Annotated in this window: 21 protein-coding genes; 12 read left to right on the top strand and 9 right to left on the bottom strand. The window is 60.8% G+C overall.

The window, feature by feature from the left end; genetic code table 11:
- Positions 1–3: 3 nt before the first annotated feature.
- The 4 genes from FF098_RS08950 to FF098_RS08935 are packed head-to-tail and all read right to left on the bottom strand — an operon-like array spanning position 4 to position 4,482.
- Entirely contained in the window at positions 4–453 is a 450-nt protein-coding gene (locus FF098_RS08950) for a methyltransferase family protein (RefSeq protein WP_166426444.1), read from the bottom strand.
- 8 nt (positions 454–461) lie between these two features.
- Entirely contained in the window at positions 462–1,223 is a 762-nt protein-coding gene (locus FF098_RS08945; protein ID WP_155139693.1) for an ABC transporter permease, read from the bottom strand.
- A complete protein-coding gene (locus FF098_RS08940) occupies positions 1,220–2,146 on the bottom strand; it encodes an ABC transporter ATP-binding protein (protein WP_155139691.1) in 927 nt (308 codons plus the stop codon). The genes FF098_RS08945 and FF098_RS08940 overlap by 4 nt, the downstream gene beginning before the upstream one ends.
- 32 nt (positions 2,147–2,178) lie before the next feature.
- The gene (locus FF098_RS08935; protein WP_155139689.1) at positions 2,179–4,482 is read right to left on the bottom strand and encodes an NADP-dependent malic enzyme; all 2,304 of its coding nucleotides are present in this window, start codon (positions 4,480–4,482) and stop codon (positions 2,179–2,181) included.
- Positions 4,483–4,646: 164 nt separating this feature from the next.
- Between FF098_RS08935 and FF098_RS08930 the strand changes: the two genes are divergently transcribed.
- From FF098_RS08930 to FF098_RS08905, 6 genes are all read left to right on the top strand, one after another.
- Positions 4,647–5,231 (top strand): NifU family protein, encoded by a 585-nt coding sequence (locus FF098_RS08930; RefSeq protein WP_155139687.1) that lies wholly within the window; start codon positions 4,647–4,649, stop codon positions 5,229–5,231.
- A 67-nt stretch (positions 5,232–5,298) separates the two neighbouring features.
- The gene (locus tag FF098_RS08925) at positions 5,299–5,511 is read left to right on the top strand and encodes a dodecin (protein ID WP_155139685.1); all 213 of its coding nucleotides are present in this window, start codon (positions 5,299–5,301) and stop codon (positions 5,509–5,511) included.
- Positions 5,512–5,535: 24 nt separating this feature from the next.
- Positions 5,536–6,165, top strand: coding sequence for a malonic semialdehyde reductase (locus FF098_RS08920; protein WP_155139683.1), 630 nt, complete (start codon positions 5,536–5,538; stop codon positions 6,163–6,165).
- A 54-nt stretch (positions 6,166–6,219) separates the two neighbouring features.
- A complete protein-coding gene (gene tsaB, locus FF098_RS08915) occupies positions 6,220–6,882 on the top strand; it encodes a tRNA (adenosine(37)-N6)-threonylcarbamoyltransferase complex dimerization subunit type 1 TsaB (RefSeq protein WP_155139681.1) in 663 nt (220 codons plus the stop codon).
- Complete coding sequence (gene rimI, locus FF098_RS08910) at positions 6,879–7,343, top strand: ribosomal protein S18-alanine N-acetyltransferase (RefSeq protein WP_155139679.1); 465 nt, start codon at positions 6,879–6,881, stop codon at positions 7,341–7,343. The genes tsaB and rimI overlap by 4 nt, the downstream gene beginning before the upstream one ends.
- 16 nt (positions 7,344–7,359) lie before the next feature.
- Positions 7,360–7,776 carry a Fur family transcriptional regulator gene (locus FF098_RS08905; protein WP_155139677.1) on the top strand — a complete coding sequence of 139 codons (417 nt, stop codon included), beginning with the start codon at positions 7,360–7,362 and terminating at the stop codon, positions 7,774–7,776.
- Positions 7,777–7,779: 3 nt separating this feature from the next.
- On the opposite strand, the gene cutA is transcribed toward FF098_RS08905, so the two are convergent.
- The gene (gene cutA, locus FF098_RS08900) at positions 7,780–8,130 is read right to left on the bottom strand and encodes a divalent-cation tolerance protein CutA (RefSeq protein ID WP_155139675.1); all 351 of its coding nucleotides are present in this window, start codon (positions 8,128–8,130) and stop codon (positions 7,780–7,782) included.
- A 79-nt stretch (positions 8,131–8,209) separates the two neighbouring features.
- On the opposite strand from cutA, the gene grpE reads away from it, so the two are divergent.
- Together grpE and FF098_RS08890 are read left to right on the top strand one after the other, a co-directional pair.
- Positions 8,210–8,821 carry a nucleotide exchange factor GrpE gene (gene grpE / locus FF098_RS08895; RefSeq protein ID WP_155139673.1) on the top strand — a complete coding sequence of 204 codons (612 nt, stop codon included), beginning with the start codon at positions 8,210–8,212 and terminating at the stop codon, positions 8,819–8,821.
- Positions 8,822–8,959: 138 nt separating this feature from the next.
- Positions 8,960–10,255, top strand: a complete 1,296-nt coding sequence (locus FF098_RS08890; protein ID WP_166426443.1) for a surface lipoprotein assembly modifier — start codon at positions 8,960–8,962, stop codon at positions 10,253–10,255.
- An 81-nt stretch (positions 10,256–10,336) separates the two neighbouring features.
- On the opposite strand, the gene FF098_RS08885 is transcribed toward FF098_RS08890, so the two are convergent.
- Both FF098_RS08885 and FF098_RS08880 read right to left on the bottom strand, forming a co-directional pair.
- A complete protein-coding gene (locus FF098_RS08885) occupies positions 10,337–11,512 on the bottom strand; it encodes a transferrin-binding protein-like solute binding protein (RefSeq protein ID WP_155139669.1) in 1,176 nt (391 codons plus the stop codon).
- A gap of 105 nt (positions 11,513–11,617) precedes the next feature.
- Complete coding sequence (locus tag FF098_RS08880; RefSeq protein WP_155139667.1) at positions 11,618–11,860, bottom strand: DUF2061 domain-containing protein; 243 nt, start codon at positions 11,858–11,860, stop codon at positions 11,618–11,620.
- Between the two features lie 284 nt (positions 11,861–12,144).
- On the opposite strand from FF098_RS08880, the gene dnaK reads away from it, so the two are divergent.
- The 4 genes from dnaK to FF098_RS08860 all read left to right on the top strand — a co-directional run bounded on the left by dnaK (position 12,145) and on the right by FF098_RS08860 (position 16,820).
- Entirely contained in the window at positions 12,145–14,064 is a 1,920-nt protein-coding gene (gene dnaK, locus FF098_RS08875; protein ID WP_155139665.1) for a molecular chaperone DnaK, read from the top strand.
- 150 nt (positions 14,065–14,214) lie between these two features.
- Complete coding sequence (dnaJ, locus tag FF098_RS08870) at positions 14,215–15,381, top strand: molecular chaperone DnaJ (RefSeq protein ID WP_155139663.1); 1,167 nt, start codon at positions 14,215–14,217, stop codon at positions 15,379–15,381.
- Complete coding sequence (dapB, locus tag FF098_RS08865; protein ID WP_155139661.1) at positions 15,381–16,190, top strand: 4-hydroxy-tetrahydrodipicolinate reductase; 810 nt, start codon at positions 15,381–15,383, stop codon at positions 16,188–16,190. Before dnaJ ends, dapB begins: the two co-directional genes overlap by 1 nt.
- An 87-nt stretch (positions 16,191–16,277) precedes the next feature.
- The gene (locus tag FF098_RS08860; RefSeq protein WP_155139659.1) at positions 16,278–16,820 is read left to right on the top strand and encodes a retropepsin-like aspartic protease family protein; all 543 of its coding nucleotides are present in this window, start codon (positions 16,278–16,280) and stop codon (positions 16,818–16,820) included.
- 14 nt (positions 16,821–16,834) lie between these two features.
- Here the strand turns inward: FF098_RS08860 and FF098_RS08855 are convergent, their stop codons facing one another.
- Together FF098_RS08855 and FF098_RS08850 are read right to left on the bottom strand one after the other, a co-directional pair.
- Positions 16,835–18,070, bottom strand: coding sequence for an FAD-dependent monooxygenase (locus tag FF098_RS08855; RefSeq protein ID WP_155139657.1), 1,236 nt, complete (start codon positions 18,068–18,070; stop codon positions 16,835–16,837).
- Positions 18,071–18,244: 174 nt separating this feature from the next.
- Complete coding sequence (locus FF098_RS08850) at positions 18,245–18,955, bottom strand: TorF family putative porin (protein ID WP_166426442.1); 711 nt, start codon at positions 18,953–18,955, stop codon at positions 18,245–18,247.
- Positions 18,956–19,161 lie beyond the last annotated feature (206 nt).

The following is a 19,161-nucleotide window of genomic DNA, read 5'->3' as shown; positions in this document are numbered from 1 at the left end:
TAATTAGATCCAGCGCCGCGTTTTCTGCAGGTAGTCAGTATGCGCGGCGCCGAATTTCTGAGCCAGCACACGCTCTTCCGGCACGATCTGGATGGCCGTCATCACCAGCACGAACCCGATGATGGTCAGGGCGCCGAGCGGATTGCCGAGCTTGATCACCCAGCCTGTCAGTAAGAGCGCCATGCCGAGATACATCGGGTTGCGGGTGTAACGGTAGATACCGTCCGTCACGATGGTGCTTGCCTGTTCCAGCGCGACAGGGCTGACTGTCGTCTTGTGGCGGTGGAACTGGACAATACCTGCGATGGCAATGACAACAGCACTGATCGAAAGCACTGCGGCTGTGACATCCTGGCCGGGCCAGTCCCATTCAAGATCAGGAAAAAGCCGCGCCAGCCCCCACGCGATGAAGGCCCAGAAGGCAACTTGCAGGACGGGGGGTATGCGCATCATTTCTCTCCTTACCGGGCCGGTTGCCACCGGAAGCTGCGCCAGGCGATGATCGCGCCGATACCGCCCCATGCCGCGATGATGATCAAGTCGTGCAGGTCTGCCCGACCGCCGAAGAACGTTGCTGTCGCGGCATCGGCAAACGGGCGCACTGGCAGTGCGTTGGCGGCAAGGTCCAGCCAGCGCGGCATGTTCGGGATCGGGAAGAACACGTTCGAGCCGAAGATGATCGGGAAGGAGATCGCGTTGAGGATCGCCGGGCCCGCCTGCGCATTGGGGATAAACGCGGTGATCGCAAGGCCAAGCGCCGACAGGCTCGCGGCGCCGAGGATGATGATGGCGAGAAAGCCCGGCAGGATCGACAGGTTCAGCGGCACGCCAAAGGCGGTCACACCAAGGATCACGCACAGGATCGAAGTGATGACGCCGACGCTCATCGCCAGCAGGATACGCGCGGCAATGTAAGACGAGATCGGCGTCGGCGTGCCGCGAATGCGCTTCAGCCGGCCCATGTCGCGATCATAGAGCAGCCCGGCGGCGAGATTCGTAAAGCACGTCATGATGACGGAGAAGACCGACATGCCGGCGGTATAGAACGCGGTCATCGGCAAATCGCCGCCGTCAGGGGCGGCAAAATCGCCGAACACCAGCGAGTTGATGGTCAGGAACATCAGTGGGAAGAGCGTTCCGAAAAACGCCGCCATCGGATTGCGCAGGAAGGATATCCCGGCATAGCGGTAATGCAGGAAGGTGATGGAAAGCCAGCGCATCATGCCCCTTCCTTCCGTTCTGCCGTGTCATTTGCGATGAGCGACAGGTAGATTTCTTCGAGTGTCGGGCGCTCGACTGTCAGGTCGGTCAGGCTGACGCTTTCGGCCATCGCCCAGCCGGTGAGGTCGTTGAGCAGTGGTACTGGATCATCGGCGATGATCTGCATCGCGCCACGTCGTGTCATGCGCGCCTCTGCCGCGAAGCGGTCCGGCAGGTCAGTGCCTGCGGGCAGGCGAAAGCTGATCGTGCTCGCCGCCTCGGCCCTGCCGCCCAGCGTCTCCGGCGTGCCAGTGGCGATGATGCGCCCGACGGCAATCACCGCGACTTCATCGGCAAGGTTCTGGGCCTCGTCCATGTAGTGCGTGGTCAGGAGCACAGTCTTGCCCATATCCTTCAGCTCCCGGATCATCGCCCAGGCTTCCTGCCGTGCATCCGGGTCGAAGCCGGTGGTCGGCTCATCGAGGAAGCAGAGGTCCGGGTTGCCGACGATAGCGAGCCCGACATCGAGGCGCCGCTTCTGCCCGCCGGACAGCTTGCCGACGCGGGTGCCTGCCTTGTCGGAGAGGCCGACCAGCGCGATTACCTCGTCGACATTGCGGGGGGCTGGATAGGCGCCTGCAATCATCGCCATGATTTCGCGCACGGTTAGGAATGAATCCGCTGCCGTTTCCTGCGACACGATGCCGATGCGCCGCTTCATCTCCAGCTGGTTCCGGGCCGGGTCGAAGCCGAGAACGCTGACCTCGCCGCTGTCGCGCTGCTGATACCCTTCGAGGATTTCGACCGTCGTCGTCTTGCCTGCGCCATTGGGGCCGAGCAACGCAAATATCGTCCCGGTACGGATCGACAGATCGACCCCGGCAACGGCCTGCACGCCCGGAAAGGCCTTGCGCAGGCCGGAGACTTCTATCGCAGCTTCTGTCATCGTGTCTCCCCTCCCGAGCCTCTCACTAATGCCTAGTGCTTCTCGGCCCAGTCGCGGTGGGCGCGGTCGAGGTCATAGGCAGACATCGCCGCCAGCGTGACAACATCGACGACCTTGCCACCGGTCTGGACGATCTGCACCGGCTTTTCCATGCCGATCAGCAGCGGCCCGATGACGATGGCACCGCCGGCCTCGCTCATCAGCTTGGTCGCGACGGAGCCCGAATGGATGCCCGGTGCGATCAGCACGTTCGCCGCTCCGGTCAGGCGCGAGAACGGATAGATCCTGCGGTGTTCCTCATTCAGCGCCATGCGCGGCGTCATCTCGCCTTCATACTCGAAGTCGATATCCTCGCGGCTGTCGAGTTCCTTTACCGCGATGGACACGCGTTCCGAATATTCCGTCAGCGGATTGCCGAAATTGGAATAGGACAGGAAGGCGACGCGCGGGTTGAAGCCCAGCTGTCGCACGGCGTGGGCTGCCTGCACGGCGATGTCGGCGAGCTGGTGCGATGTCGGCATTTCGGTGATCGTCGTGTCAGCCATGAAAATAGCCCTGCCCCGCGCGAGAATGGCGGACAGGCCGATGACCCGCTCGCCGGGCTTCGGGTCGATCGCCAGTTTCACGTTCTCGAACGCGACATTGTAGTGGCGGGTGACGCCGGTCACCATGCCGTCTGCGTGGTCCATAGCCAGCATGCAGGCGCCGAAGACGTTCCGGTCATTGTTGACGAGGCGTTCGCAGTCCCGATACAGCATGCCGCGCCGTTGCTGGCGGGCATAGAGATATTCCGTGTACTCTTTATTATGGGACGAGGCGCGGGCGTTCCAGATTTCGATATCCGGGTTCGCCGGGATGCCGAGATGGTCGAGCTGCCGCTGTACCCGGTCTTCCCTTCCGATCAGGATCGCCTGTCCCAGCCCCTGGCTCTGGAACGCGTATGCCGCGCGGATCACCGTGTCGTCCTCACCCTCGGCAAACACGATACGCTTCATCGCACTGGCGCGTACGGAACCATAGACCTTCTGCAGGAAGGACGCTGACGGATCGAGGCGCGTCTGTAGTGTTGCCTTGTAGGCCTCCATGTCCTTGATCGGTCGTCGGGCAACGCCCGTGTCCATCGCGGCTTTCGCCACGGCCGGCGGGATGTGGGTGACAAGGCGCGGGTCGAACGGCGTCGGGATGATGTATTCGCGCCCGAACTGCAGCCGTTTGCCATAGGCTGCGGCGACCTCGTCGGGCACGTCCTCGCGGGCAAGTTCAGCCAGCGCCTTGGCGCAGGCGATCTTCATTTCTTCATTGATCGTCCGTGCACGGGCGTCAAGCGCCCCACGGAAGATGTAAGGAAAGCCGAGCACATTGTTGACCTGGTTGGGATAGTCCGACCGGCCCGTCGCCATGATCGCGTCATCGCGCACGGCGTGGACTTCCTCCGGCGAGATTTCCGGGGTCGGGTTGGCCATGGCGAAGATGATCGGGTCCTTCGCCATCGATTTTATCATGTCCTGGGTGAACGCGCCGGCCACGGACAGCCCGATGGCAACGTCCGCCCCTTCCATCGCTTCGGCCAGCGTGCGCTTGTCGGTATTGACCGCATGGGCGGAACGCCACTGGTCCATCTTTTCGTCGCGGCCCTTGTAGATGACGCCCTCGCGGTCGCACAGGATCGCGTTCTCATGGGGCAGGCCCATCGCCTTGATCAAGCCGATCACGGCGAGCGCGGACGACCCGGCACCGGACACGGCGACCTTCACGTCCTTGATGTCCTTGCCCGCAATCTCCAGCGCATTGATCAGTCCGGCGGCGGCGATGATCGCGGTGCCGTGCTGGTCGTCATGGAACACCGGAATGTCCATCAGCTCTTTCAGCTGCTGCTCGATAATGAAACTGTCCGGCGCCTTGATGTCTTCCAAGTTGATGCCACCAAAGGCAGGCCCCAGATATTTCACGCAATTGATGAAGGCTTCCGGGTCGGATGTGTCGACTTCCAGGTCGACCGAGTCGATATCGGCGAAGCGCTTGAACAGCACCGACTTGCCCTCCATCACCGGCTTGGAGGCCAGCGCGCCGAGATCGCCAAGCCCGAGGATCGCCGTGCCGTTGGAAATGACCGCGACCATGTTGCCCTTGGAGGTATAGTCGTATGCCTTGTCGGGATCCTCGGCGATCGCCTTGACCGGCGCCGCGACGCCGGGGGAATAGGCCAGCGACAGGTCGCGCTGCGTCGCCATCGGCTTGGTCGCGTTGATCTCCAGCTTGCCGGGCTTGCCGCGGGCGTGAAACTCCAGCGCTTCCTCGTCGGTTACCTTGGCGCGGTCATCCGTTTGTGATGGCATATTATCTGGCTTTCCTCGTCTCTATTCCGGGCATTATCATTATGTGGTCCGTTCAAGCCCAATGCGTCCCTTCCTGCAAGAGCGCGCAACGGGCCCGCAAGCAGTGATGGTTGTTTTTAACGCTATCAGGCCGCATATGTGGCGCAAGCTGAAAGGTAAGTTTCATGTTCATCCAGACCGAAGACACCCCGAACCCCGCCTCGATGAAATTCCTGCCCGGCCAGCCGGTGCTGGGCGAGGGCAAGATGGGCATGGATTTCCCCTCGCGCGACTCCGCCGCCAAGGCCCCGATGGCCGAGGCGCTGTTCGATATCGATGGTGTCGACAGCATCTTTCTCGGCGCTGATTTCGTCACGGTGACGAAGACCGACGGCACAGAATGGCACCACATCAAGCCGGCGATTCTCGGCACCATTGCCGATTATCTCACGGCCGGCCTGCCGGTGCTGAGCGAAGGCGCGGAGACGAAGGACCTGACCGCCGGATCGGCGGAGGATTATGACGGCGAGACGAAAGAGATCGTCGAACAGATCATCGAGCTGATCGACACCCGCGTGCGCCCGGCCGTCGCCAATGATGGCGGCGACATCATCTTCCACCGGTTCGAAGAGGATAGTGGCCTCGTCTACCTGACCATGCGCGGCGCCTGCGCCGGCTGCCCGTCCTCGACCATCACGCTCAAGAACGGCATCGAGAACCTGCTCAAGCACTATGTGCCGGAAGTGAATGCGGTTGAGGCGGTGATGTGATCTGCGGGTTTGCCTCGCGACCAAACGCTCTAATTATCAACTCGAGAGCAACCAGAGGAGAACCTCCATGTCTGATGACAAGGTCTATGCCGTATCGAAGATTGTCGGCACGTCGAAGAATTCCATCGAGGACGCCATCCAGAACGCCATCGGCACGGCGGCCAAGACGCTGAAGAACCTCGACTGGTTCAATGTCTGCGAGACCCGCGGCTATATCGAGGACGGCAAGGTCGCCTGGTATCAGGTCACCATCGAACTGGGCTTCCGCTACCAGAAATAATTCACGACCAAGGGGACGATCTTTATGGCCGACCAGCCCGAAACGCTGAAAGAAAAGCCGACTGACAACAAGCCGATCGGCGATCACGCGCTCGACCAGATCCTGCGCGAGGCGCGCACCTATAATGATTTCTCCGAGGAGCCCGTCTCCGACGCGATGATCAAGGCGCTCTACGAGCTGACCAAATGGGGCGCGACATCGGCCAATTCCTCGCCCGCCCGGTTCGTGTTCATCACCTCGAAAGAGGCGAAGGAGCGGCTCGCCCCGCACCTGACCGACCAGAACCGCGCCAAGACGATGAAATGCCCGCTCAATGTCATCATCGCCCATGACATGGAGTTCTACGAGAAATTGCCGAAGCTGTTTCCGCACACCGATGCGAAAAGCTGGTTCGAGGGCGACGCGGCCAAGATCGAGGAGACGGCCTTCCGCAACGGCACGCTTCAGGGCGCTTACCTGATGCTCGCCGCCCGCGCGCTGGGCCTCGATTGCGGGCCGATGTCCGGCTTCGACAAGGCCGGCGTCGACGAGGAGTTCTTCAAGGGCACGCCGCTTAAGTCGAACTGGCTGTGCAATATCGGCTATGGCACGACGAAGAACCTGTTCCCGCGTTCCCCGCGCCTGTCCTTCGACGAGGCTTGCGAGATACTCTGACGGATAGCGACCTCACTATTTGACAATGTCAGGTTTTGTCCCGATGAGGGCGCCATGATCGTTCTGTCCATCGACACCTGCCTGCAGGCCTGCTCCGCTGCCATCGTAAAGGATGGCGCGCCATTGGCCGTGCGCTCGGAGGCCCGCGAGAAGGGCCATGCAGAGCGCCTCGCGCCGCTCGTCGCTGAGGTGCTGGACGCAGCAGGCACCAACCCGGCACAGATCACCCGCATCGGCGTGACGACAGGCCCCGGCTCGTTTACCGGCGTGCGCGTCGGCCTTGCCTTCGCCCGCGGCCTCGCCGTGGCGCGGCCTGTCGAGCTTGTCGGCATCTCGACGCTGGAGGCGATCGCCGCCGGTGTAACCGTGCATGATGGCGCGGTGCGCGGCGTGCTCATCGATGGCCGCCGAGGCCAGGTCTATGGCCAGCTCTTCGACGGTGCATCGCTGATGCCGCTGGCAGAGCCCTTCGTCGAGAACCCGGATATCGCCGCGACCCTGCTGCGTGATCAGGCCGCCGGGCGAGACCTCGTGCTCGCCGGCACCGGCGTGCCGCTTGCCTTCCCCGACCGCATGGATGATTTTGACTGGGCCACGCAGCAGCCGGACGCGGTGGTCATCGCGTCTCTCTCCGCGGCTCGTCCCGCTGATGCGGAGCCGCCAGCGGCCTTCTACCTGCGTCCGCCCGACGCCAAACCTGCCCGGCCCATGCTATGAGCGGCCAGACGATTTCCTGCTCGCTAGCAGGCCCGACACATGCGGATTTGCTGGCTCGTCTCCATGCCGAAATATTCGTTTCGGAGCCTTGGGACGCTAACTGGTTCGGCCGCATGCTGCTCAATCCGGCGGTTTCAGGCCTGATCCTGTCACGAGACGACGAGCCTACAGGACTGGCGCTCACCAGCGCCGTCGCCGATGAAGCCGAAATTCTGACTATCGGCATCCTGCCAGCCTGCCGCCGTCAGGGCCTGGGCGGGGCGCTGCTGGAAGCCGTCATCGGAGATGCTGCCGGCCGCGGCGTCACCCGGCTGCATCTGGAGGTTTCCGCCGATAACCACGCCGCCATCGCGCTTTATGAAAAAGCGGGCTTTGCCCGCACGGGGTTACGCCGTAAATATTACAGGAACGGCGCCGACGCAGTGATGATGGCGCATGAACTACGACCACCGGCGCTTTAACAAAGGCAGGACATCCATGAACCGCATCGAAAATCTCTGTCTTGAAAAAGGCCTGCGCATGACCGACCAACGCCGTGTGATTGCAAGGGTCATTTCGGAAGCGGAAGATCATCCTGACGTTGAGGAAATTCACCATCGGGCCAATGGCATCGACGAACGCATCTCGATAGCCACCGTCTACCGCACCATGCGCCTGTTCGAGGAGTACGGCATTGTCGAACGCCACGACTTCAATGATGGCCGCTCGCGCTATGAAGAAGCGACGGAAGACCATCACGACCACCTCATAAACCTGAAAAGCGGCGAGGTGATCGAGTTCGTCAATGAGGAGATCGAGAAGCTGCAGGAAAAGATCGCCCGCGAGCATGGCTTCCGCCTCGTCGATCACCGGCTGGAGCTTTACGGCGTTCCTTTGAAAGACGACGACAAGTAAGCCTCACTGCACCGACACGCATTTGCGCACCCACGCGGCATAGCCATTGGTGGCGGCAATGACCGGCAGGGCAATGATTTCCGGCTCGTCATAGGCATGGTTTTCCATCACCAGCCGGGCGAGCGGATCGAACGCGCCGCCCATGGTCTTCATCACCAGGAGGAACTCGGTATCTTCCTCTATCTTGCCCTGCCAGCGATACTGGCTGGCGATTTCGCTGATCTGGACACAGGCAGCAAGCCGTGCGTCCAGCACCGCGCGGGCGATCTTTTCTGCGTCTTCCTCGCTGGAAGTCGTCACGTGCACGGCGATCAGGTCGCGGACCCCACTCGTGATCTGGCTCTCTTCACTCATGCTTGAAATACTCCTCTAATATGCGTACATCCCGGTTCTCCAATTTCCCTGACACACTCCGCGATGAAAAGGCTAGTCGATGAGCGACCGTAACGATCTTGAAAATGATGACCTGGAAAACGAGCCGGGCCTTCTGGATGACGAAGATCTGGGCGATGAGTTCGGTCTCGGCGACCCGGAAAGCATGGATCTGGGCGATGAGGACCTGACCGACGAGGGCTCTCGCGCCGCCCAGCTGGAAGAGGAACTGGCCGCGACGAAAGACCGTATGCTGCGCCTTGCTGCCGATCTGGAGAACACCCGCCGCCGGGCCCAGAAGGAAAAGACCGAGGCCGCGCAATACGGCATTTCCGGCTTTGCCCGCGATCTTCTGTCCGTCGCTGACAATTTCCAGCGCGCGCTGCAATCGGCCCCGGAAGAGGGCGCGGAAGTAACCGCCGAGACGATGGCAGGCCTGATCAACGGCATTCGCATGACCGAGAAGGAATTGCTGAGCGTGTTCGAGCGCAACGGCGTCAAGCGCGTCTTCCCGGAAGGGGAAAAGTTCGATCCGCACCTGCACCAGGCGATCGCCCATGTGCCGGGCAATGGCAAGCCGGCCGGCCATGTCGTCGATGTTGCCCAGCCGGGCTTCGTGCTGGGTGAGCGCGTCCTGCGCGCGGCGATGGTCACCGTTTCTTCCGGCGAGTAAACGCCTGCCAGGTCTGGCCTAATCGTAAACAAGTCTTAACCATGCCGGGCCGAGACTGCGGCCCGCATGGTTAGCTCGCTTACACCCTCACGGCCCCGCCGGGGCATGCTGGCGGCTGTTCTCCTCTCGGGAACGGCCATGCTTGGTGTGCCTGCATTCGCGCAGAACAACTCAGCGCAGTCGGCTGCAACGGTTACGGTCACGAGCGATCAGGCACTGGCCATTGCCGGCGAGCTGGTCGCCAAGGGCAAGCTGGAAGAGGCGGAGGTCATCATCGACCGCCTGATGATTGAGCAGCCGGATGGCATCGACCAGACGCAAGTATCTTTCCTGAAAGGCATGATCGCTGCCAGCCGCGAAGACTATGAAGCGGCGGAAAAGATTTTTCGCGATATCCTGGCCGATCGTCCTGACCTTGTCCGTATACGGCTGGAACTGGCGCGCGTCCTGTTCGAACAGGAAAAGGATACCGCCGCCGCCTATCACTTCCGTCTTGTCATGGGCAATGGCCTGCCCGATGAAGTGATCGCCAACGTCAAACGCTATCTGACAGTGATCGAGAATCGGAAGGTCTGGCGCGTCTCGCTGTCGATGGCGGCGGAGCCCTCGACCAATATCAATGCCGGGCCTGATGACGAGCGCGTCACCCTGTTCGGCCTGCCATTCCAGCTTAGCGACGATGCGCTGTCGCAATCGGGCGTCGGCGTGTCGACGTCGCTCAACATCTCTGCCATGCCACAGATCAACAGCCGTGCCCGGCTGGAGGCGCGCGCCGGTATTCGCTACACGGATTATGAAGGTGCGGGATTTGACGATGCGTTCGCTTATGCCGAGGCAGGCCCGCGCATTTCCGTCGGTCGCCTCAATGCGGCGGTACTGGCAACGACCTCCAGGCGCCAGTTCGGTGGGGACAACTACTCGACCAGTTATGGCGCCCGGCTTGTGCTGACGACATCGCTGTCCCAGCGCACCCGGTTCTCCGTCAATCTCTCCGGTCAGGAAGTCGATTACGATCAGGCGATTGCCCGCAATGGCCCGGTCTGGTCTGGCGGTGTCAGTCTTGCCCGTATTCTCGACCGGCGCACGCGCGGCGATGTCGGTATCCAGATCACGCGAGAGGATGCAGAGGCCGACCCGCTGAAGAATACGCAGACGCAAATCTATGTCTCGATCATGCGCGAATTTCCCTGGGGCATCACGGCGGCCGTTCGTCCTGAATATATCCGTCGCGAGTTCGACGAGCGCGCCATCATCGATCCGGAAATCCGCGAGGACGAGGCATGGGCCCTCAGCATGCAGATCACCAAGCGGGACTGGAGCTATCACGGCTTTGCGCCGGTTTTCCGCTACAGCTACCTGACCAATTCATCGACCCTGAGCCAGTATGAATATGATCGCCACTCTGTCGATGTCAGCGCGACGCGAGAGTTCTGACTTCATTCAGGCAAAAGAGGACCCGGCCTTCGTGAAAAGGCCGGGCGAGTTTTTCCGAGAGGTAAGTTTTATTCCTGCGAGTTATTGCTGCGATGTCGCGTCCGGGTTGGAGCCGACAAAGCCGCCAATGCCGTGGACATTCTCGTTGCCGAAGACAAACGTGCCTGCAACTTCATCCGCATCGGCACCGAAGAAGCCGCCTTCAAGCTCGCCGATGATTGACTCGTCACTGTCGCTGATGAACTCGCCAAAGAAAGTATCGACATAGACATTCCCGGATCCGGTGAAGGTGTCATAGTCGAAATAGTCCGTACGGCCATTGATACCGGTCTCGGCGATATCGGCATCCATGGTGAAGGCCATGGTCTGGGCGGTGAAATCGAAATCGAAATTGATGGCACCTGTCAGGAACTGGGTGTTGTTGTTCTGCAGGATGTGCCCGGCCATGGCAGCGGCATAGCTTGCCGTGCCGGTGCGTGGCACTTCATAGCGCGGGGTCGGCAGGCCGAATACCGCAACACCGTAACTGGCCTCATCGGCCTGTGTCTGGTCGAACCAGATGCCAAGGGAGGTATAGTTCGTGGTCGTTGCATAATTGTTCAGCCGAAGATGGCTGTAGGTAACGCCATTGCTGGTGTAGGTGAAGAAATCGCGGTCGGTCAGGTAGCGATCGACACTTTCCTGCAGGGCGGTGAGCCGCTCCTGGTCGTCCTCATCTTCTGAATTCTCCAGTCCGATCAGGTAGCTGTCCACCGCGTTGGGGTTGCCATCATATTCGGCGCCAAAGCCGAAAGCAGACGGCAGGGAGGAGATCACAATGGCTTCATTGGAATATTCCCAACCCGTCGTTTCAGGGTCGGGCATGGTCAAGATGACATTGCGGAACGTCTCCTCCATGGTCACGTCGCCGGAAGAGATATCGAAAGTGAAGGTCTGCATGTCCCGGTCATAGAACATGGTGTTGCCATCATCGAAGGAGCCTCGCACGGATTCGCGCAAGGAAAGCGCGCCGTTCGGCGCAACGCCCAGGCGCATGGTTGTCGCCGCAACGGCAAAGGTCTGATCGACGCCGTCACCGTTTGACGGGTGGGCATAGGAGACATCTGTCAGGATGAAGTTGGATGGGGGCGCCGTATTGCCGCTGCCATCAACCACCGGCAAGGTCGGGTTCGGTGTGCCACCGCCGCCAGCCGACTGGCATGCTGCCATCGTGGCTGCCGCGATCATCAGAGTGAAGATATTTGCCGTGCGCATCATGCCCGGTTCCCCTGTGCAAAAGAATACTCTGCCTCAGGATGTACCAGACCCGGATGAATGCATGGTTAAGGGAGTGTCTATGATTGCGCCTGTCGGCCGGGCGCGTCAGGCGGCAAGGCCATGATTGTGCGGTTTGCGAGGCTCACCGGCTTTCGACCAGAGTGTTTCGTGAATATTATAGAAGATGGTCTGCACGAAAGGCTCGATCAAGCCGATGGACAGGGCGATGGCGACCGATCCGGTCAGCGCATAGGCGACGAGGAACGCCACAGTCAGGTGCATAATTCCATAGGTAGCGGTCTTCAGCGCGGACCTGCTTTTCAGCGCATTTGTTGCAATCCTGACCATGGTGCTACTCCCGGGACTATATATCTGCAAAATCGATTACAATAACAATGTGCATCAACAACACCGATCAATCCAGTGCCGTTCAGATTTATCGCAAAAATGTGATCCTGCACTGGCCGTAACGGTTGCGGACCCGTGAGGCCCTGCCTATATGCGCTTCGAAGCCGGTTTTCCCGGCCCAAATCATTATCTTTAAAGGGGCTAGCCGCCCGCGAGTGCTCACAACGGCGTCTCAGGCGCCAGAGGCTCCTTTAAGGCCAGCCTGCTAAATGGAGACAGAAAACATGGGTAAAGTAATTGGTATCGACCTCGGCACGACCAACTCCTGCGTCGCCTTCATGGACGGCAAGGATCCGAAGGTCATCGAAAACGCCGAGGGCAACCGCACCACGCCGTCCGTTGTCGCCTTCACCGAGGATGGCGAGCGTCTGATGGGCCAGCCGGCGGTTCGCCAGGCCGTCACCAACCCGTCCAATACATTCTTTGCGATCAAGCGCCTGATCGGCCGCACCTTCGGTGACCCGACCGTCAAGAAAGATGCCGAGATGGTCCCTTATGCGATCGTGCAGGGCGACAATGGCGATGCCTGGGTCGAGAGCCGCGGCGAGAAATACGCCCCCTCCCAGATTTCAGCTTTCATCCTGCAAAAGATGAAAGACACCGCCGAAGCCTATCTCGGCGAAAATGTCACCCAGGCCGTCATCACCGTTCCGGCCTACTTCAACGACGCCCAGCGCCAGGCAACCAAGGACGCCGGCAAGATCGCGGGCCTTGAAGTGCTGCGCATCATCAACGAGCCGACCGCGGCGGCCCTCGCCTATGGCCTCGACAAGCAGGAAGGCAAGACGATTGCCGTATTCGACCTTGGCGGCGGTACGTTCGATATTTCCATTCTGGAAATCGGCGACGGCGTCTTCGAAGTGAAGTCCACCAATGGCGACACTTTCCTCGGTGGTGAGGACTTCGACATGCGTATCGTCGAATACCTCGCAGACGAGTTCAAGAAGGATCAGGGCATCGACCTGCGCAAGGACAAGCTGGCCCTGCAGCGCCTCAAGGAAGAAGCCGAGAAAGCCAAGAAAGAGCTGTCCTCGGCGACCCAGTATGAAGTCAACCTGCCCTACATCACGGCGGATGCTTCGGGTCCGAAACACCTCAACCTGAAACTGTCCCGCGCCAAGTTCGAGAGCCTCGTCGAGGATCTGGTCAAGCGCACGGTCGAGCCATGCAAGGCCGCGCTGAAAGACGCCGGCGTTTCCGCCTCCGACATCGATGAAGTCGTTCTCGTCGGCGGCATGACCCGTATGCCGAAAATCCAGGAGACCGTGAAGAACTTCTTCGGCAAGGACCCGCACAAGGGTGTGAACCCGGACGAGGTCGTTGCGCTTGGCGCCGCGATCCAGGCCGGCGTCCTGCAGGGCGACGTTAAAGACGTCCTGCTGCTCGACGTCACCCCGCTGTCGCTCGGTATCGAGACGCTGGGCGGTGTCTTCACCCGGCTGATCGACCGCAACACGACGATCCCGACCAAGAAGTCCCAGGTCTTTTCTACTGCGGAGGACAACCAGTCCGCCGTGACGATCCGGGTCTTCCAGGGTGAGCGCGAGATGGCTGCCGACAACAAGATGCTCGGCCAGTTCGATCTCGTCGGCATACCGCCGGCCCCGCGCGGCGTGCCGCAGGTCGAGGTCACTTTCGACATCGACGCCAACGGTATCGTCAATGTGTCGGCGAAAGACAAGGCGACCAATAAGGAACAGTCGATCCGTATCCAGGCTTCCGGCGGTCTGTCCGATGCCGACATCGAACAGATGGTCAAGGATGCAGAAGCAAACGCGGAAGCCGACAAGGAACGTCGCGGTCTGGTCGAAGCCCGCAACCAGGCAGAGGCCCTGATCCACTCGACCGAAAGTGCCCTGAAAGAGCATGGCGACAAGATCGAGGGCTCCGATAAGGAAGCGATCGAGAAAGAGATTGCCAGCCTGAAGGAGCTGTCCGAGGACGATAGTGTCACCGCAGAGAAATTGCAGGAAGGCATCCAGTCGCTGGCACAGGCTTCCATGAAGCTTGGCGAGGCCATGTACTCCGCCCAGGGTGGTGACAGTGGCGAAGCTGCTGCTGCCGCAGATGCGGCCCGCGAAGCAGCCGAGGACGCCGACATTGTCGATGCCGACTACGAAGAAGTAGACGGCGACAAGAAATAAGACATTCAGGCCCGGCTCAGATGATGAGCCGGGCCGTTCGTTTTTCCTTTAGCGGCGTCGGCTTTTACAGCAGGCGCCGTTTTACAGTCAGGGCTTGCCAATTCTCAATTTGTGGCGCTGACACAAGAAGCGTGATAGGGCGCATGGGTTATGGCGCAGGATTTTTACACAATGCTGGGGGTGGCGAAGGATGCCGACGGGCCGACGATCAAGTCGGCCTATCGCAAGCTTGCCATGAAATACCACCCCGACCGCAATCCGGGTGACGCCGAGGCCGAGGCCAAGTTCAAGGAAATCGGCGAGGCCTACGAGGTTCTCTCCAACGAGCAGAAACGCGCCGCCTATGACCGGTTCGGTCATGCTGCCTTCAAGAATGGCGGGGGCGGTGGCCCCGGCGGTATGGGTGGCGGCTTCGGCGGCGGGGCGCAGGGCTTCGGGGCCGGTGCTTTCTCCGACATTTTTGACGATATCTTCGGCGAATTCATGGGTGGCCAGCGCGGTGGCGGCCAGCGGCGCAGTCCCGGTCGCGGTGCCGACCTCAAGCACGAAATGACGATCTCCCTGCGCGATGCCTTCGAAGGCAAGAAGCAGACGATCACCGTACCCTCGTCAGAAGCATGCGAGCCTTGTGAAGGCTCCGGCGCTGAGCCGGGCTCGGGCCCGACGACCTGCGGCACCTGCGGCGGCGTCGGCCGCGTGCGTGCGCAGCAGGGCTTCTTCACGGTCGAGCGCACCTGCCCGACCTGTTCCGGTCGCGGCCAGGTCATCACCGATCCGTGCAAGGCCTGCAATGGCCAGGGCCGCGTGCGCAAGGACCGCACCCTGCAGATCGAGATCCCCGCAGGCGTCGAGGACGGCACCCGCATCCGCCTTGCCGGCGAAGGTGAAGCTGGCGTGCGCGGCGGGCCGTTCGGCGATCTCTATCTCTTCGTCTCGGTCAAGGACCACGAGCTGTTCGAGCGTGACGGGCCAGAGCTCTACTGCATGGCCCACGTGCCGATGACGACGGCGGCCCTTGGCGGAGAGATCGAGGCGCCTGTCATCGATGGCGGCCGCGTGAAGCTGAAAATTCCGCCGGGCAGCCAGTCGGGCAAGAAATTCCGCCTGCGCGGCAAGGGTATGACCATGCTGCGCCGGAAAGGCCGCGGCGACATGATCGTCGAGCTGCATGTCGAAACGCCGGTCGACCTGACCCCGCGCCAGAAGGAACTGCTTCAGGAATTCTGCCGCGAAGGCGGCGACGACCGCTGCCCGGAATCGAAGAACTTCTTCGAAAAGGCCAAGGACTTCTGGGCCTCGATGAAGGACCCGTCCTGATGTCAAACCCGAACGTTATCGTCGCGGGGATCAGGGGCCGCATGGGCCGCCAGATCGCACGTCTCGTGCTCGACAGTGAAAAACTGGCGCTGAGCGGCGGTACCGTGCCTGCCAGTGACAGTCTCGCTGGTGACACGATCGCGATGACAGATACCCGCGACACCGCGCATGATATTCCCGTCACGGATGATCTGGCGAAGTTCGACGGCGTGCCGGATGTGGTCATCGATTTCACCGCACCGGATCATACGATGTCATTGCTGGAGACCTGCCTCAGGGAAAAGTCGGCACTGGTCATCGGCACCACCGGCTTCAGCGATGAACAGGAAGAGAAAATCCGTCAGGCTGCGGAAAAAATCGCCATCGTGAAAGCGGGCAATATGAGCCTCGGCATCAACCTGTTGACCCTGCTGGTCGAACAGGCCGCCGCTGCTCTTGGCCCGGATTATGACATCGAGATCCATGAGGCCCATCACCGCCATAAAAAGGACGCCCCCTCCGGCACGGCTCTGATGCTGGGCGAGGCCGCTGCAACAGGGCGCAAGGTCTCGCTGAAGGACCAGGCAGTCTACGCCCGAGAGGGCCAGACGGGTGTGCGCCCGGAAGGCGCGATAGGCTTCTCCGTAACCCGCGCCGGCGGTATCATCGGCGAGCACGAGGTTCTTTTCGGGGCAGAAGAGGAAATCATCAGTTTGTCCCACAAGGCGCTGGACCGCTCGGTCTTTGCCCGTGGCGCCGTCACGGCAGCAGGCTGGGTCGCGGGGCGTGAGCCCGGCCTTTATTCCATGCGCGACGTGCTGGGGCTTTAAGCTTCCCTTAACCCTGTTCCTTACCCGGATTTTCATTCCTTGGCCTCAGGATGTGCGCAGGATCAATGCTGCGCCAAGGGTCACCGCATGCTCAAACAACTGGCTGCCACGCTGTTTATCGGCTTTGTCATTGCCGCTGGTGTCTCTTTTTTCGAGAGTAATAACGGGCAATTGTCACAGCCGGACACCGAAGAAGGTGTGAGCCGCCGACCGGTCATGATGTCGGCAACCGCCTCACCGGTCTCGACTGGTCGCGCAATAGAGATATCCAAGGGCCGGGATGGCCATTTCCGCACGACCGTGAAGCTGAATTATGCCGATGTCCCGGTCATGATCGACACGGGCGCCAGCCTTCTCGCCCTGCGCGAAAGCGATGCCCGCAAGGCCGGTATCTATCCGCGCCGGGATGACTATACCTACTCTGTTTCAACGGCGAACGGCACTGTCATGGCCGCCGGCGCTGAAGTTCGTGAGCTGACGATAGGCACGGTCCGCATCCGGAATGTCGAAGCCTTCATCCTCCCGGATGAGGCGCTGGCAACGAACCTGCTCGGCATGAATGTCCTGTCGCAGTTCGGCGAAGTATCCTTCCGCGGCGACAGGCTGGTGCTGGACAGTCGTGCCGGGTAAGCGCTACCGAGCGGTCAGGGCTGCATCAGGCTCGGTAATGTGCCGAGATCGGCGCCCGCCTGTTTCATGAACATGTTCCGCAAGGGATCGACCCTGTTGACCAGGCCCATGCCGGTCGAACGCACCAGCCGCAGTGCCGGATTGTCGTTGGAGAAAAGCCGGTTCAGCACATCGGTGCCAAAGGCCAGGCTGGCGCTGTCGAATTGCCGCCAGCGATCGTACTGCGCCAGCGCCGTGCCATGGCCGATATCGAGCCCGGCACCGCGATGTTCGGCCAGCACATCGCATAGCGCGGCGATATCCTTGACACCCAGATTATAGCCCTGGCCGGCAATCGGGTGGATACCATGGGCGGCATCGCCGACCAGCGCCATGCGGTCGCCATGGAACTTCGTCGCCAAGTGAAAGGCGAGGGGATAGGACCAGCGCGGCCCGTCTAGCGAGAGGGCGCCAAGATAGGGCCCGAAGCGCTTCTCGATTTCTGTAACGAAATCCTCGTCGCTCAGGGCCAGGAAGGATCCGGCGCGATCTGCCTTCTCCGTCCACACCAGGGATGAGCGATTATTCGTCAGGGGCAGGATAGCAAACGGTCCTGACGGCAGGAAGAATTCCTGCGCGATGCCAAGATGATCTTTCTCATGGGCAACGGTGCAGACTATGCCTGTCTGTGGATAGGACCAGTTCAGTGTGCGGATACCGGCCCGTTCACGCAGGGGCGAGCGGCGGCCATCGGCAGCGACCAGCAAGCTGGCGGTCAGCGTTTCACCAGTGCTGAGCGGCACCGAGACCGAGGCGGGGCCGGTTTCCACCGGGCCGACGGTTGCCGGGGCGATAACCCTGATTGCTTCGCTGGCTTCCAGTGCGGCATTCATCACCTGGCGCAGGCGGCGGTTTTCCACGATCCAGCCGAGCGGCGTGTCTTCCGCCAGCTGCGATGAGTCAAAATGCAGGAAACCAGTGGCCTGGTGGCCCTTGCGAAACCGGTCCGCAGGACGACCGTCCGTAACCAGAATATCGTTGATCGCGCCAGCATCGGCGGCAAGGTCATCCCACAGGCCAAGACGCCTGAACAGGCGCACCGAGGCATAGGCAAGCGCCGTGGTGCGACCGTCGAAGTCAGGCAGGGTCTTGTCTGCTGGCGGGGCCGCATCGACCATGCAGACGGTAAAACCTTGATGGGAAAGGGCGAGCGCCGCAAGGCTGCCGCCGAGGCCGCCACCGGCGACGATGATGTCTGCTTGTTTTTCCATGTCCTGAACATAGGCAGGCTTTGCCGCCGGGTCGAGCGTGACATTGTGCGCTTCAGGAGCTGATCTGAAAGAAAAAACGCCCCGCCAGATGGCAGGGCGTTTTCACTCTCTCAGATACTGGCGCTTTCCTCCCCCGAGCGAAAGCGCCGATCTTCCCCGTATCGGGAGAAGGTCTTAGTTGGAGAAAGACAGACCGATACCGGCCCAGATGCCTGTGGAGTCGAATTCACCGTTCTCGATGTCATCGATGAACGTGTCTTCGGAGCTGTAGCCGGCGTTGACGCCTGCATAGCCGCTGACGGATTCAGAGAAAGCCTGGCTCAGTGCAAGGCCGACAGAACCGTACTGGTAGCCGTCGCCTTCATCCGGCTCGACGAAGCCCAGGGCAGCGCCGAAGTCGAGGCTCGTGGCTTCGCCCAGCGGCCAGGAATAACCGCCAGAACCTTCAAGCGTGAAGGCTTCCAGGTCGAAGTCGTAATAAGCATACACAGCCGGTGCGAAAGCAACGGTGTCGAAGCTCAGGCCGCCGTAGATTTCAGTCGTGGAGTCGAAACCATCGGAATAGGTGTAGGACGTGACGCCGACGTCAGCGGAAATGCTTTCGGACAGGGCGAAACCGTAACCGATGTAGTAATCGGTCTCTTCCAGGTAGTAGAAGTCGTCTTCTACCGGAGCGGAGTACCAGACACCGCCGTACAGGCCGCCATAGGACAGCTCGATACCCGGCTGGATGGCGCCCTCGGCCAGGCCAACGCCGCGGAATACATACTGGGATACATAATCGATCGACGCAGATACGCCGAGTTCTTGGGCGGAAGCCGTGGACATTACTGCCGGGGCGGCTACGCACAGCGCTGCTGCACTGATCATCAGTTTTTTGAGCATTACTATCTCCTTGTTACCTCTCTGTATATGGATTTGCCGCGGCGCATCCATACGTGACACAAAATGCCTAAAATTGCTGCGTTGCGAAATCAACGCCTTTTTTACAAAACTGTAAAATCCAACCAATGCTGTGACGTGTATGCAACAATTAGTGCTATTGGCAGGGGTTGGCTTGATATTAAATGCTAGTATAAGGCGATTCAGAG

Origin of the sequence: Aquisalinus luteolus, from assembly GCF_009712425.2 — a bacterium.
GTDB lineage: Bacteria > Pseudomonadota > Alphaproteobacteria > Caulobacterales > Parvularculaceae > Aquisalinus > Aquisalinus luteolus.
Note: the sequence above shows the minus strand (reverse complement) of the source record. Positions and strands in the feature narration are given on the sequence as shown.